12 protein-coding genes are annotated in these 14,017 nt (G+C 72.6%); 9 read left to right on the forward strand and 3 right to left on the reverse strand.

The features are described 5' to 3' along the window. Nucleotides 1–106 precede the first annotated feature (106 nt). Entirely contained in the window at nt 107–799 is a 693-nt protein-coding gene (locus tag ACFVW8_RS19010; protein WP_389691381.1) for a hypothetical protein, read from the reverse strand. Between the two features lie 294 nt (nt 800–1,093). Between ACFVW8_RS19010 and ACFVW8_RS19015 the strand changes: the two genes are divergently transcribed. The 3 genes from ACFVW8_RS19015 (at nt 1,094) to ACFVW8_RS19025 (ending at nt 5,524) form a co-directional block, all read left to right on the forward strand. Next, nucleotides 1,094–2,587, forward strand: coding sequence for a DUF4331 domain-containing protein (locus ACFVW8_RS19015; RefSeq protein ID WP_389691383.1), 1,494 nt, complete (start codon nt 1,094–1,096; stop codon nt 2,585–2,587). After that, nucleotides 2,584–3,861, forward strand: coding sequence for a tetratricopeptide repeat protein (locus ACFVW8_RS19020; protein ID WP_389691385.1), 1,278 nt, complete (start codon nt 2,584–2,586; stop codon nt 3,859–3,861). Before ACFVW8_RS19015 ends, ACFVW8_RS19020 begins: the two co-directional genes overlap by 4 nt. Before the next feature lie 106 nt (nt 3,862–3,967). Further along, nucleotides 3,968–5,524, forward strand: coding sequence for a nickel transporter (locus tag ACFVW8_RS19025; protein ID WP_389691386.1), 1,557 nt, complete (start codon nt 3,968–3,970; stop codon nt 5,522–5,524). Between the two features lies 1 nt (nt 5,525). On the opposite strand, the gene ACFVW8_RS19030 is transcribed toward ACFVW8_RS19025, so the two are convergent. Next, on the reverse strand, nt 5,526–7,499 hold the full coding sequence (locus ACFVW8_RS19030; protein WP_389691388.1) for a protein kinase: 1,974 nt from the start codon (nt 7,497–7,499) through the stop codon (nt 5,526–5,528). 436 nt (nt 7,500–7,935) lie between these two features. Between ACFVW8_RS19030 and ACFVW8_RS19035 the strand changes: the two genes are divergently transcribed. The 3 genes from ACFVW8_RS19035 to ACFVW8_RS19045 all read left to right on the forward strand — a co-directional run bounded on the left by ACFVW8_RS19035 (nt 7,936) and on the right by ACFVW8_RS19045 (nt 10,911). Further along, a complete protein-coding gene (locus ACFVW8_RS19035) occupies nt 7,936–9,300 on the forward strand; it encodes an aspartate aminotransferase family protein (RefSeq protein ID WP_389691390.1) in 1,365 nt (454 codons plus the stop codon). Between the two features lie 89 nt (nt 9,301–9,389). Beyond that, nucleotides 9,390–10,154 (forward strand): GntR family transcriptional regulator, encoded by a 765-nt coding sequence (locus tag ACFVW8_RS19040; protein ID WP_389691392.1) that lies wholly within the window; start codon nt 9,390–9,392, stop codon nt 10,152–10,154. 106 nt (nt 10,155–10,260) lie between these two features. Beyond that, nucleotides 10,261–10,911 (forward strand): hypothetical protein, encoded by a 651-nt coding sequence (locus tag ACFVW8_RS19045; protein ID WP_389691393.1) that lies wholly within the window; start codon nt 10,261–10,263, stop codon nt 10,909–10,911. A gap of 59 nt (nt 10,912–10,970) precedes the next feature. On the opposite strand, the gene ACFVW8_RS19050 is transcribed toward ACFVW8_RS19045, so the two are convergent. After that, nucleotides 10,971–11,744 carry an SLATT domain-containing protein gene (locus ACFVW8_RS19050; protein ID WP_389691453.1) on the reverse strand — a complete coding sequence of 258 codons (774 nt, stop codon included), beginning with the start codon at nt 11,742–11,744 and terminating at the stop codon, nt 10,971–10,973. Between the two features lie 385 nt (nt 11,745–12,129). Here ACFVW8_RS19050 and ACFVW8_RS19055 point away from each other — a divergent pair, with 385 nt between their 5' ends. From ACFVW8_RS19055 to ACFVW8_RS19065, 3 genes are all read left to right on the forward strand, one after another. Continuing rightward, a complete protein-coding gene (locus tag ACFVW8_RS19055) occupies nt 12,130–12,465 on the forward strand; it encodes a YbaB/EbfC family nucleoid-associated protein (protein WP_389691455.1) in 336 nt (111 codons plus the stop codon). Nucleotides 12,466–12,577: 112 nt separating this feature from the next. Next, nucleotides 12,578–13,177: a recombination mediator RecR gene (recR, locus tag ACFVW8_RS19060; RefSeq protein ID WP_389691395.1), complete on the forward strand. Its 600-nt coding sequence runs from the start codon at nt 12,578–12,580 to the stop codon at nt 13,175–13,177. Nucleotides 13,178–13,266: 89 nt separating this feature from the next. Then, entirely contained in the window at nt 13,267–13,926 is a 660-nt protein-coding gene (locus ACFVW8_RS19065) for a DUF5063 domain-containing protein (RefSeq protein ID WP_389691397.1), read from the forward strand. The last annotated feature ends 91 nt before the right edge of the window (nt 13,927–14,017 follow it).

Below are 14,017 nucleotides of genomic sequence, written 5' to 3' on the forward strand. Positions count from 1 at the left end.
GGGGTTTTTTTTTATAACCCCCCCCGGCCGGCCCGGGGGGCCCCGGGCGGGCCCGCGGGGGGCCCCCCGGCCGCCCACGGTCCGGGGGCCGGCGGGCCCTGGAGTGTCAGAAGCTCGGGAAGCCGGTGGGTGAGGCCTGGCCCGGGATGTAGTCGAAGTTGGGCGTGAGCGTGCCGAGCAGGCTGCCGACGCGCGGACCCTCGTCGCCGGTCACGTCGGCGAACAGCTTCGACGCCTCGGCCGTGACGCGGAACGGCACCTTCTCCAGCCGCCAGCCCGTGGGGCTGGGGCGGGCGCCGACCAGTGCCTCGGCGGGGGTCGTGTCCGCGACCATCAGCTCGTCGGTGAGCGGCACGCCGTTCACCGTGACACCCGCGGAGTAGCCGGGCGTCGGCATCACTCGGATGTAGGTCGGCTTCAGTGTGATGGTCTTGTCGGAGGCCGCGTGGCGGAAGTTGAGACCGCCGGGGTAGAAGATGCGCCCCTGGGAGTCGAGTCCGTCCCCCGCCGTCGAGCCGATCGGCATGGAGAAGCTGCGGCCGTCCGGGGCCATCACGAAGGGGCTGATGGCGTCCAGCGTGATGCCGTGGTCCCGCATCCAGCCCAGCAGTTCATCGCTGAGCTCCACATCGGCGTCACCCCACGGGGAGAGGTACACACCCGGGAACGGGTCGGCGGCCGCGGTGCGGGCGGCCGGGGCCTGGGCGTCGGTCGCCCCGGCCGATGCCATGCCGAACGGCACGGTCAGTGCGGCGACTGCGGCGAGGACGGCGAGACGGCGGATTGCGCGCATACTCATGAAACCTTCCAGGTCTGGTGAAGCGGTGGGGGGTGCCGGACGCGGCGGTCCGGGAAGTTCCAACAGGTTTCAAATAAAATGAAGTTGACGATGCAACAGCTGCCATAAGCCTGCTGCTCGCTCATATGTCGGGTATGTCCATCAATGCATACATGTGCGCATGATCAAACTGCGCCTCACCTATTCGACGGAAACGACCACGCGATCGGGTCTGAACGGCGCGGTGAATGCCCCGTCATGATCAACAACGCACCACTCTGGGCGTATCCCGCACGCCGAGCACTGGAGCGCAGCATGCCCGCAACTGGCCTCCGGCCACCGCGCCTTCCGCGACGAATCCCCCGTGTACGCGCCGCCGCACTGGCCGCGACCGGCGCCGCGCTGACCGCCGCGTCCCTCTGGGGGCCACTGACCGGAAGCAGCGAGGCGGGCGGACACATCGACGCGCCGTCCTCCGTGACGGACACCGCCGCCGACCTCACCGACGTCTACGCGTTCAGCAGCCCCGACAACGCGGACATGGTCACCCTGGTCGCGAACGTGCGGCCGTTCGAGCTGCCGGGCACCGCGGCGAACGCCCTGGTGGACTACCCGTTCGCGACGGGTGCGCGGTACGAGATCCACACCGACGCCGACGGGGACGGCGTACCGGACACCACGTACCGCTGGACGTTCCGCGACGACGACCGCAGGCCCTTCGGGCTCGGCCCCAAGGTCGGCCCCGCGCCGGTCAATTCGCTCGACGACGCCTCGCTCGGCGTGCGCCAGAAGTACACCCTGGAGCGCATCACCGCGGACGGCGGTGTCACGACCCTGCTGAGCGACGCCGTCGCCGCGCCGACCGACACCGGCCGGTTGCTCATGCCGGACTACGGCAAGCTGCGCGGACAGGCGATCCGCAGGCTGCCGGACGGCGGCCAGACCCTGGCGAGCCAGGTGGCGGACTCGTTCAAGGCCGACAGCCAGGTGTTCGGGCTGTACACGGTCGGTACACGGGGCCCCGTGCCCGGCTGGCTGCCGGACGCCCAGCCGCTGTCGGCGCTCAACGTGAACAGCCTGATCATCCAGGTGCCCAAGCGCGAAGTGGCGCTGAACGGCGACCCGGCGCGCAACCCGGTGGTCGGCGTATGGGCCAGTGTGTCGCGCCGGGGGGCCGATCTCGGGCGGAGCCTGGCGAAGCAGGCGCCGGTGTTCCGGCAGGTCGCGCGGGCCGGGACGCCGCACCTCGCGTTCACGGTGTACGGCTCGACCGTCGGCTTCTTCAAGCCGGGCGGGCCCGAGGACCGGTTCCAGGCGCGGGCCCCGAAGGACGATCACCTGGAGAACGAGTTCCTGGCCGACACGCTGGACCCCGTACCGCCCCATCGCATCCAGACCGCTCAGGGCTTCAAGGCACCGGCCACGCCGCGTACCGACATCCAGGCCCTCTTCCTCAAGGGGATCGGCAAGGACAACGGCTCCGAGTTCGGCTTCGACCTGAACACCCACACCCTGAACGCGGACGCGGACCCGAGCCGCATCGTGATGGCCGAGGAGCTCCGGCTGAACCTGACGACGCCGGTCACCGCCGCCCCGCGGGCCATGGGCGTGCTCGACGGGGATCTGCAGGGCTTCCCCAACGGCCGTCGGCTCAACGACAACATCGACGGCCCGCTGCTGCGGATGCTGGAGGGTGAGCCCGCCCGGCCCTCGCCGCCAGGACTGCTTCCGAAGCCGGTGGCTGCCCTGGAGGTCGCGGACGCGCAGCGCACCTTCCCGTATCTCAACCTGCCGCACGCGGGCCCGTGAGGCGCCTGCTCCTGGTGGCCGGCGGAGCGGCGGCCGTGGCCGGGTGTGTGGCGGGACTGCTGTATCTGGGTCCCGCCGACGCCCCGCACCCGGCCGCCGCGCCGCGGGCCGGTGCCGCGCCCGCGGCCGCCGGCCTCGCGGTCGCCACCGCCCGCAGGCGCACGGAACGCGCCCCGGACGATCCGACGGCCTGGTCGGGCCTGGCACGTGCCGAGGCCGAAGAGGCCCGGGTCACCCTTGACGCGAGCCGTCTCGACGCCGCCGACGAGGCCCTGCGCCACTCCCTGGCCCTTCAGAAGACGGACAACTACGCCGCTGTGACGGGCCAGGGCCTGGTGGCCAACGCCCGCCACGCGTTCGCCGCCGGCCGCGACTTCGGGCTCCGTGCCACCCGGATGGCGCCCGACCGGGCGGACGGCTACGCCGTACTGGCCGACGCGCAGATCCAGCTCGGCGACTACCCGGCCGCCAGGGCCGCGGTGCAGCGCCTGCTGGACATCGCCCCGGCCGGGGCCGCGTACAGCAGGGCGGCATACGACCTGGAGACCAACGGCAGACCGAAGGACGCCGCCATCGCCCTGCAACGGGCCGTCGACAGCGCGTCCACGGCCGACGAACGAGCCTTTGCCCAGGCCAGGTTGGGTGAACTCGCCTGGTCGCAGGGTGCGGTGGACCGGGCGGAACGGCACTTCCGGCTCGCGGTCGATGCCGTGCCCGGTTACGCGTACGGAGAGTCCGGACTGGCCCGGGTGCGCGCGGTGCGCGGTGAACGGACGAAGGCCCTGGGCATGTATCAGGAGCTGACCGGGCGCGCGCCGCTGCCGCAGTTCCTCGCGGAGGCCGTCGAGTTGGGCGGCGGCGGAGCCTCTGTCCGGCCGGAGAAGGCAGCGCTGGACGCGCAGGTGCGGCTGCTGCGGGCATCGGGCGGTGCGGCCGATCCGCATCTCGCCCTGTACGTCGCCGACCACGGCGACCCGGATATCGCGGTGGAGCTCATGCGGGGTGAGTGGAAGCGCGCCCGGAGCGTCATCGTCGCGGATGCCCTGGGCTGGGCGCTGCACCGGGCGGGGCGCGACGCGGAAGCCGTCGGATACGCCCGCAAGGCCGCAAGGACGGGCTGGGGCAACGCGCTCTTCCGCTACCACCGGGGTGCGATCGAGCATGCGCTCGGGCTGCCCGATGGCGACCGGCACCTGCGCGAGGCGCTCGCCCTGAACCCGAACTTCTCCCCGTACCACGCACCGCTGGCGCGACGGCTGTTGAAGCAGACCTGAGGCCGGCGGAGGCCGGCCCGGACGAACGCCCCGGACGAACGCCCCGGACGAACGCCCCGGCCGGCCGTCGGCCGAACCCGAAGAGGACCGAGTCACCGAGTTGATGATGCGAACCGTTCGCGTACTGCCTGCCGCACTGCTTCTCTGCCTGGCCGCGGCGCCCGTGGCGGGCGCCGTCCCGGCAGCCCAACCCGCCCACCCACTGGGCAACTTCAGCCTGAACCACTACGACGGGCTCCGGCTCGCGCGGGACGGGATCACCGACACGGCCGTGGTCGACAGCGCGGAGATCCCCACCGCCCAGGACAAGGACGCGACCGACTCGGACGGGGACGGGGCGGTCTCCGCCGTGGAGGCCGCCGCCCGTGCGGGTGACCGGTGTGCGGCGCTCGCCGGACGGACCCGCGCGTCGGTGGGCGACGAGGCGGTGACCTGGCGGGCCGGGAGCAGCGCGCTGACGTACGGCAAGGGGGCGGCGGGTCTGCCCATCGCCAGGCTGACGTGCGCGCTCCGTGCCGACGCCGATCTCTCCGGGCCCGCCGACGTGACGTTCACCTCGGCGGCCGACGCCGGGCGGACCGGCTGGAAGGAGGTGACGGCGGTCGGCGGCGAGGGCGTGCGCCTGGTCAGTTCGTCGGTTCCGGCGCGGAGTTCGAGCGAGGTCCTGCGCCGCTACCCGTCCGGCGGGCAGCCGTTGGCCGTGGTGGCCGCGGAACTCCGTACGGAACCGGGTGCGGCCGGCGCCTCCGGGCCAGGCCGCCCCGGGGCCGCGCCGGCCGTGGACCGGGGCGCGATCCTCTTCCCGGCGCTGGAGGACCGGCTCACAGGGCTCACCTCGGACCGCGACCTGACGGTGCCGGTGGGGCTGTTCGCGGTGCTCCTCACGATGCTGCTCGGTGCCGGTCACGCGGCGTTGCCGGGGCACGCCAAACTGGCGGTCGCGGCCTGCCTGGCGCGCCGGGAGGGCGGCGTGCGGGCGGCGTTCGCGGTCGGTGCGACGGTGACGGCGACGCACACCGCGGGGGTGCTGGCCGTGGGGCTCGCGCTGACCGCGGGCGGCGGGTTCCTCGGGGAACGGCTGCTGGGCTGGCTGGGCGCGGTGAGCGGAGCGGTGATCGCCGTGCTGGGCGCGGGACTTGTGCGGACGGCGGTACGGGCGCTGAGGGCGGGGGGCGCGGAGGCGCACGAGCACGGACATGGGCACGAGCACGGACATGCGCACGAGCACGGACATGGGCACGGGCACGGGCACGGTGCGGGTGGGCATGCGCACGGGCATGCGCATGGCCACGGTGCGGGCGGGCACGTCCACGGGCATGGGGCCGGGGAGGTGGCGTCCCGGCGCAAGGGGCTGCCCGCGTTGCTCGGGGTCGGGCTGGCCGGCGGGCTGGTGCCGAGCCCGTCCGCGCTCGTCGTCCTGCTGGGTGCCATCGCGCTCAGCCGTACGTTCTTCGGCATCCTGCTGGTCATCGGCTACGGCGTGGGCATGGCACTCACCCTCACCTCCGCCGGGCTGCTGCTCGTCGGCGGCGGGAACAGGGTGGCCGCGCTGACCGAACGGCGGCTGCCCGGGCTGCGGCGCTACACCCCGTACGGGAGCGTGCTCACCGCGGTGGCCGTACTGGCGGTGGGCGTCGGCCTCGTGCTGCGCAGCCTGATCTGACTCAGCCGGACTTCGTGTACGCGAGGCTCTCGCCGGTGTCCGTGTTCGCGCGGCTCAGGGTGCCGTCCGGGAGCAGGGTGAGCGTGGTGGAGCTGCCCGGCGTGCAGGACGACATGGGCTCGCCGACCTTCACCGTGGAGGGGCCGATCCGGAGCGGGGCGTCGCCGGTGACGTCGTTCGTCAGATCCGCCTCGAAGACGCAGCGGTAGGTGCCGCCGTTGTCGGTCGGGCCCTGCGCGGTGAGGGTGAGGACGGCGTCGCCGGCCCGGCCCTGCCGGATGACGAGTTCGCGGGTGGAGTGGCCGACGGCGTTGTCGATGCTGCCGGACCAGGTGCCCAGGTAGGCCTTGGGGACGCCGCCCTCCCCGTCGCCGTTCTGCCCGTCGTCGGTGGACGGGGCCTGGCCGCCGTCGGGGGACGGGGAGCCGGAGCCGGTGGTGCCGTCCGTCGAGGGGGTGGTGGAGTGCGTCGGGGCGGCGGTGGTGCCGTCGCTGTCGTTCATGAGCGCGTAGACGGAGCCGCCGGCGCCTATCGCGACGAGCACCGCGATGGCTATGAGAGCGATGGTCGAGCCGGTCCTGCGGCGGGCGGGTTCGGGGGTGGGCTGCTGGGCGGCCGTCGGGTACAGCGGGCCGGGCGGTGGCGTGGTACCGAAGCCGGGCTGCTGCGGATAGCCGTACGCGTAGCCCTGGTTGGGGGGCTGCTGTTGCGGATGGCCGTACCCCTGGCCCGGGTAGGGCTGGACGGGCTGCTGCGGATAGCCGTACGCGGGGGTGGGCGTCCCGGGTGCCGGCGGGCCGGCGGCCGAGGTGGCGGCCGGGGGCCTGGGTGGCCGGCCGGCGGCCATGGTGGGGAGGGTGTGGGCGGTGTCCGGTGCGGGGCGCTCCGGCGGGGCGGGCGGTCCGGGGGTTGCCGGTGTGGCCGGGGCCGGAGGTGTGGCGGGTGTGACCGACGTGGCAGGTGTGTGCTCCGCGGCTGGGGTGTTCCGCGGCTGCGGGGTCGCGTCGGCCGGGGGCGGTGTGTCGTGCGGGGGCACCTCCTCCGGGTCCTCCGAGTCGAGCAGCCCCACCGCGTGGCGGCCGAGCTGGGCGAGGAGCGCGCCCGGCAGCCAGGGTTCCGAGGTGTTGTCCTCGGCCAGCCGGTCCAGGATCTCGTCGGTCGTCGGCCTGGACGCCGGGTCCTTGCGGAGGCACTCCTGGATCAGCTCCACGAGATCCACCGGTACTCCGGTCAGATCCGGGTCCTCCTGCGCGATCCGGAACAGCAGCGCGTGCACCCCGCTGGCCGCGGCGCCGAACGGGAGCCGGCCGGTCGACGCGTAGGCCAGCACCGTGCCCAGGCAGAACACGTCGCACGCCGTGGTCACCCGCTCGCCCCGTACCTGCTCGGGCGACATGAAACCGGGGGAGCCGACCAGGGCCCCGGTGCGGGTGAGACCGCCGTCGGTGACGGTCTCGAAGGCGCGGGCGATGCCGAAGTCGATGACCCGGGGGCCGTCGATGGTCAGCAGGATGTTGGAGGGCTTGAGGTCGCGGTGGATGACGCCGGCGGCGTGGATGGCGCGCAGGGCGTGCGCGAGACCGGTGCCGAGGATGTGGACCGAGCGCTCGGGCAGTGGGCCGTACGCACCCGGGGCGGGGCCGGCCGAGGTGCTGGTGCGGCCCGTGACGGTGGTCTGGAGGGAGGGGCCGGCGACGTATCCGGTGGCGACCCAGGGCACGGTGGCCTCGGTGTCGGCGTCCAGCACGGGGGCGGTCCAGGTGGAGCCGACCTGACGGGCGGCCTGCACCTCCTGCCGGAACCGGTCGCGGAACTCCTGCTGCTCGGCGAGCTCCTCGCGTACGAGCTTGATCGCGACGGTGCGGCCGCGGTCGGAGCGGGCGAGGTAGACCTGGCCCATGCCGCCTGCGCCGAGTCTGCCCAGCAGGCGGTAGGCGCCGATGCGTTGCGGATCGACGGAGCCGAGCTTTTCCATGGTCTGCAGTCCTCCCCCGTACGGCGACACGCCGGACGGGTCGAGAATAGCGGCGCGGTCGGCCCCGGCGGGGGGTGGTGGTCGGTCCGTGGCCGGGCCTTGTCCTCAATCGCCGGACGGGCTTGATTGTGCGGGCCTCCGCGAGGGTGTCCGGGGCGGGGGTCCGTCCTCAATCGCCGGACGGGCTGGGTTTGCCGGGCGTCCGTGATGGTGCGGCCCCATGCGGGGCGTCCCGTGTCCGGGGCAGGGGTTCCGTCCTCAAGCGCCGGACGGGCTTGGGGGCCGCGCGGGCCTGGGGTGTCCGCGTGGTTCGGGGTCCGGCGGGTGGGATTGCCGGGTGGGCCCGGGGCGGACCCGACATCCTGCCGAATCGGGCGGGCCACGGCATACAAGGTGGCCATACCGGGGCGCGTCCGGCGCGGCCTACGCTCGCCTCATGACCCCTCATCCCCCTCGTGCCGACTCCGCCGCCGGGGCAGCCGTGAAGGCCGCCGACCGTGCGCACGTGTTCCACTCCTGGTCCGCCCAGGGCCTGATCGACCCGCTCGCCGTCGCCGGCGCCGAGGGGGCGTACTTCTGGGACTACGACGGCAACCGCTACCTGGACTTCACCAGCGGCCTCGTCTTCACCAACATCGGCTACCAGCACCCCACCGTCGTCGCCGCGATCCAGGAGCAGGCGGGGAAGATGACGACCTTCGCGCCCGCCTTCGCCATCGAGGCGCGCTCCGAGGCCGCACGCCTCGTCGCCGAGCGCACCCCCGGCGACCTGGACAAGATCTTCTTCACCAACGGCGGCGCCGAGGCCGTCGAGAACGCCGTCCGGATGGCCCGGCTGCACACCGGCCGTACGAAGGTGCTCTCCGCCTACCGCTCGTACCACGGCGCCACCTCCACCGCGATCAACCTGACCGGTGACCCGCGCCGCTGGGCGTCGGACAACGGCTCGGCGGGCGTCGTCCGGTTCTGGGCGCCGTTCCTCTACCGCTCGCCGTTCTACGCGCAGACCGAGGCGGAGGAGTGCGCCCGCGCGCTCCAGCACCTGGAGGACACCCTCGCCTACGAGGGCCCCGCGACCATCGCCGCGATCATCCTGGAGACCATCCCGGGCACGGCCGGCATCATGACGCCGCCGCCCGGCTATCTCGCCGGTGTCCGCGAGATCTGTGACCGGTATGGCATCGTCTTCGTCCTCGACGAGGTGATGGCCGGCTTCGGGCGCACCGGCAAGTGGTTCGCCGCCGACCACTTCGACGTCACCCCCGACCTGATGACCTTCGCCAAGGGCGTCAACTCCGGCTACGTACCGCTCGGCGGCGTCGCCATCTCCGCGGAGATCGCCGCCACCTTCGAGACCCGCCCCTACCCGGGCGGGCTCACCTACTCCGGCCACCCGCTGGCCTGCGCCGCCGCCGTCGCCACGATCCAGGTGATGGAGGACGAGAAGGTCGTCGAGAACGCCGCCCACATCGGTGAGACGGTCCTCGGCCCGGGGCTGCGCGAGCTCGCCGGGAACCACCCGTCGGTCGGCGAGGTCCGCGGCCTCGGCGCTTTCTGGGCGCTGGAGCTGGTCCGTAACAAGGAGACCCGCGAGCCGCTCGTCCCGTACAACGCGACGGGCGGGGACAACGCCCCGATGGCGGCCTTCGGCGCGGCGGCGAAGAAGAGCGGGCTGTGGCCCTTCATCAACATGAACCGCACCCACGCCGTCCCCGCCTGCAACGTCACCGAGGCCGAAGCCAAGGAAGGTCTGGCCGCGCTCGACGCCGCACTGTCGGTGGCCGACGAGCACACCGTGTAGCACCGTCCGCGCACGGCGCCCCTCCCTCAGCGGGCCGGCCGGCCCGCTCGGTCTAAGGTGGCCGAAACCGAAACAGGGGGAGGGGCGGCATGCGCGCGAGTGGAGCTGTCACCCGCAGTACGCTGCGGCAGCAGATCGCGGACGCGCTGCGTGACGAAGTGCTCGCCGGGCGCCTGCAGCCGGGGCGGGAGTTCACCGTCAAGCAGATCGCCGAGCAGTACGGCGTCTCCGCGACGCCCGTCCGCGAGGCGCTGTTCGACCTCTCCGCGCAGGGACTGCTCGAATCCGATCAGCACCGCGGATTCCGGGTGCACCAGTTCACCGTCGCGGACTACCGGGCGATGGTCGAGGCCCGCGCCCTGGTCATGGACGGGGTCATCCGGGACGTGTTCCGCGGGCAGTCGCCGTCCCCGGCGCGGCAGACGGCCTACCGGGACGCGCTCGTCTCCGTGCGCCGCCGGTCCGAGGAGGCCGCCCGCGCGGCCCGCGGCGGTGACCTGGACATCCTCATCGGCTACGACCTGCGCTTCTGGCGGGAGCTGGGCGCCCTCGTCGGCAACACCTACATCAGCGACTTCCTGCACAGGCTGCGCGTCCAGGCCTGGGTGTTCGCCGTTCCCTATCTGCGCGGCGACGCGGACGTACGGGCCTGGCTCTGGAACGGGCACGCCGAACTCGTCACCGCGATCACCCACCGGGACCGCGAAGCGCTGCGCGCGGTGATCGACGCGTACAACGGCCACGCGCTCAGCTGGGCGGACCGGCTGGCGGCAGGCGAGCCGGCCGCCGCCGGAAGCGGACAGCGGACACCGACGGCGGAGGAGACCGCGGATCCCGCGCGTCCGGAGGGCTGACCGGCGCGGATCCCCGAAGTCGGTCATGGGGGAGCACTGTCCGCGATGTGCCGACCGCATTACGCTGTCCCGACCATCGCACGCATCCGTTGGAGAGCGAGACTTCGTGGCCTGTGACCTGTGGCTGGTCCCCCTCGTCGATGTGCTGTGCCACAGCCCCGACAACCCCTTCGCCGAAGAGATAGCCGTCTTCGACAAGGCGCTGGGTGAGGCAGGGCTGCCGCCCGTACCCGTCTACGCCTATATGCCGGGCCTCACCGGCGACGTGGCCCCCGTCGCGGGCTTCGACTACGACGCCCTGCACTTCCTGCGCCGCGCCTATCTGCTCCAGCTCAGCGGCCTCGCCGTCACCCCGGTGGACGAACTGGGCGGCGACTACGAGCAGTTGCTGGAGATGTTCGAGGCGACAGCCCTGCAGTCGCACCTGGTGTGGCACTACGACCACGCCGGGGCGTACGTCCCCCTGGACTTCCCCTCCCCGCTCACCAGCGACGACCTGCTGGAGGGCGGCGGCCCCCTCGGCTCCTCGCACGGGCTGCTGAGGGAGCTGGAGTTCGTCGCCCCGTCCATCGGCATCGACCCGGCCAACCCGCCGGCCGCCCCGCTGCCGCCCGCCGCCCCCACCGAGCTGGAGGAACCGGCCGTCCCGATCCCCTACGACGACAACCCCTTCGCCCGGGAGCGCCACGTCTGGCTCGGCCTGCACGCGGCGGTCACCCGCAGCCTCGCCCAGGGCTCAATGATCATCTTCAGCTGACGGGCGGGACGCCCGCCGGAGCCCCGCACCGGCCGGCGGTGATCACCGCCGGCCGCCGGTCATCGCGGGGACTCCGGCGGCCGCTGCCGCGGCATGTTCGGCCGGCCCATCGACTGCAGTGGGAACCGCCCCGGCTGCGCCCCCTGCTCCGCGCGCCCGCCGCCCGTGCCGCCGGAGACCAGCGCCTGCATCCCCATCGGTGCGGGACCGGCGCGGAACTCCACCATCCAGTCCGCGGTCTCGGACCGTACGAGCTCCGTGACGTCCTCCGAAAAGCGTCGCAGCACCCCGAGGCACCGCTCGGCAGCCTCGCTCGCCGTCCCTTCCGTCGGGCCGAGCACCTCCCGTACGCACTCCGAGGCCCAGTCGAACTGGAGCACCTGGAGCCGTCGCTGTACGGCCTGTGCCGTGGCGAGATTCCTTATCCAGCCGGAGGTCAGGCCGAAGTACCGGTCGCACGCCATGCACGCGGCGCCCAGCAGCAGCGACAGATAGCCCCAGCCCGCCGCGCCGTGCAGCGCTCCCGTCAGGTCGAGCAGCGGCAGGGCGGCGCCCGCGACCGCACCGGCCGCCGTCCCCATCCGCAGCAGTCTGGCCCCGCGCCGCTTCCACACCCGGTCGCCCAGATACCAGTCGGCGACGCGCAGCGCATCGGCCTCGACCCAGCGGTACAGCTCGTCGAGCCGCTGGGCCGGTTCGCCCCAGTCGCCGAGCGGGAACGGCGTGCCGGTCAGATCCCGGCCCTGCGTGCCGGAGCCCGTACCCGACGGAGCGGCGGAACCGGCCGGACCGGGCACACCGGAATCATTGCGGGGCGGCCCTTCGGGCTGCATCTCCGGCTGACTCACCGGGGTACTCCTCTGCATGCTGCATAGCGACGCGTGTTGCCGACCGCGTCCTCGACGATGGGCGGGATCTCTGCCCTCTGCTCACTGGCGCTGACTGCGACCGGCAGTGCCCCGTGCGTAACCTTGCGTGACGGTTGGTGCACGTGCGCGTGCCGGGACGCATGCCCTTCCTACCGCCGAATGGTGGGCCGCGGGGTCGAAATCGCGGTATTCCCGGGTGCGCAGGGCCTGTGATCAGGTATAGGAGTCACGCCATCGCTGACTCGATCTCACTCGAAAGAGTTGCTCGTCAGTGGGTGGGGCGAGCCGCCCGGGGACCACGTAGGCTCGGCTTACCGAAACATTTGTCGTCGAAATGCCTGGAGTGACCGTGATTCCCGGTGGTGGTCAGCCCAATATGCAGCAGCTGCTGCAGCAGGCCCAGAAGATGCAGCAGGACCTCGCCGAGGCCCAGGAGGAGCTGGCGAGGACCGAGGTCGACGGTCAGGCGGGAGGCGGTCTGGTCAAGGCGACCGTGACCGGTTCCGGCGAGCTGCGCGGTCTCGTGATCGATCCGAAGGCGGTGGACCCCGAGGACACCGAGACGCTCGCGGACCTCGTCGTCGCCGCGGTCCAGGCGGCGAACGAGAACGCGCAGGCGCTCCAGCAGGCGAAGCTGGGCCCGCTCGCCCAGGGCCTGGGCGGCATGCCCGGGCTCCCCTTCTGAAGCCGGCCGCACCCCTCCTGTGCCCTTCTGACCAAGGGCATACCCAAGAAGGTACGCACCCCCTACGGTACGTACCACGACCCGGCCGACCAGGCGCAGGAAAGGCTTTCCGTTGTACGAAGGCGTGGTTCAGGAGCTCATCGACGAGTTGGGCAGGCTGCCCGGCGTCGGTCCCAAGAGCGCGCAGCGGATCGCCTTCCACATCCTGCAGGCGGAGCCCACGGATGTGCGCCGCCTCGCCCATGCCCTCCTGGAGGTCAAGGACAAGGTCCGCTTCTGTGCGGTCTGCGGCAACGTGGCCCAGGAGGAGCAGTGCGGGATCTGCCGCGACCCGCGCCGTGATCTGACGGTCATCTGTGTCGTCGAGGAGCCGAAGGACGTCGTCGCGATCGAGCGGACCCGCGAGTTCCGGGGCCGTTACCACGTCCTGGGCGGGGCGATCAGCCCCATCGAGGGCGTCGGTCCGGACGATCTGCGCATCCGCGAGCTGCTGGCCCGGCTGGCCGACGGCTCGATCACGGAGCTGATCCTGGCGACCGACCCCAACCTGGAGGGCGAGGCCACCGCGACGTACCTGGCGCGGATGGTCAAGCCGATGGGCCTGCGGGTCACCCGGCTGGCCAGCGGTCTGCCGGTGGGCGGCGACCTGGAGTACGCGGACGAGGTCACGCTCGGCCGCGCCTTCGAAGGGAGGCGCCTGCTCGATGTCTGACACCGGCCCGGCCCCTCACGACGGCCTTATGTTCAGCGCAGCTATGTTCTACTCACCGTCTCCGACCGCGCCCACGGGAGGTCCTCTCGATGTCTGACGCCACGCTGAACACTGTGACCCAGGACCCCGACGACTTCGCGGTTCAGATCGCCGACCAGATCAAGACGTTCATCGTCGCGGTCACCGAGGTGTCCAAGGTCGACGAGCCGGAAGAAGCGGTTCCGGTACTGCTGCTCCAGGTCTCCCAGCTCCTGCTGGCCGGTGGCCGGCTGGGCGCCTACGAGGACATCCTCCCGGACGAGCGCTACGAACCCGACCTGGGCGCCGAACCGGACGCGGACGGTCTGCGCGAGCGCTTCGCGGCCCTGCTGGAGCCGATCGACGTCTACTCCGAGGTCTTCGACCCGTACGAGCCCCGCAAGGCCCCGGTCCCGGCCCGGATCTCCGACGACCTGGCCGACCTGGTCACGGACCTGCGCCACGGCCTGGCCCACTACGAGGAGGACCGCACCACCGAGGCGCTGTGGTGGTGGCAGTTCTCCTACTTCTCCAACTGGGGCTCCACCGCCTCCGCCGCCCTGCGCGCCCTCCAGTCCCTGATCGCCCACATCCGGCTGAACCAGCCCCTCCAGGCGCTCGACGGTCTGGACACCGACCAGGACGCCGGCGACGACGACCTGGCCGAGGAGGCCGGCCGTGTGATGGTCGAGGAGATCGCGGGACCGCTGGGGCTGCGGCCGGTCAAGTAGCGGACGGCCGGCGCCGGTCGCACCGTGCGGCCGGTCCGTGTCGGCGAAGGGCATCCCGGTGCCGGGCGTGTGGGCTGGGACACAAACGGGA

This window comes from Streptomyces sp. NPDC058221 (genome assembly GCF_042882365.1).
Taxonomy (GTDB): Bacteria; Actinomycetota; Actinomycetes; order Streptomycetales; family Streptomycetaceae; genus Streptomyces.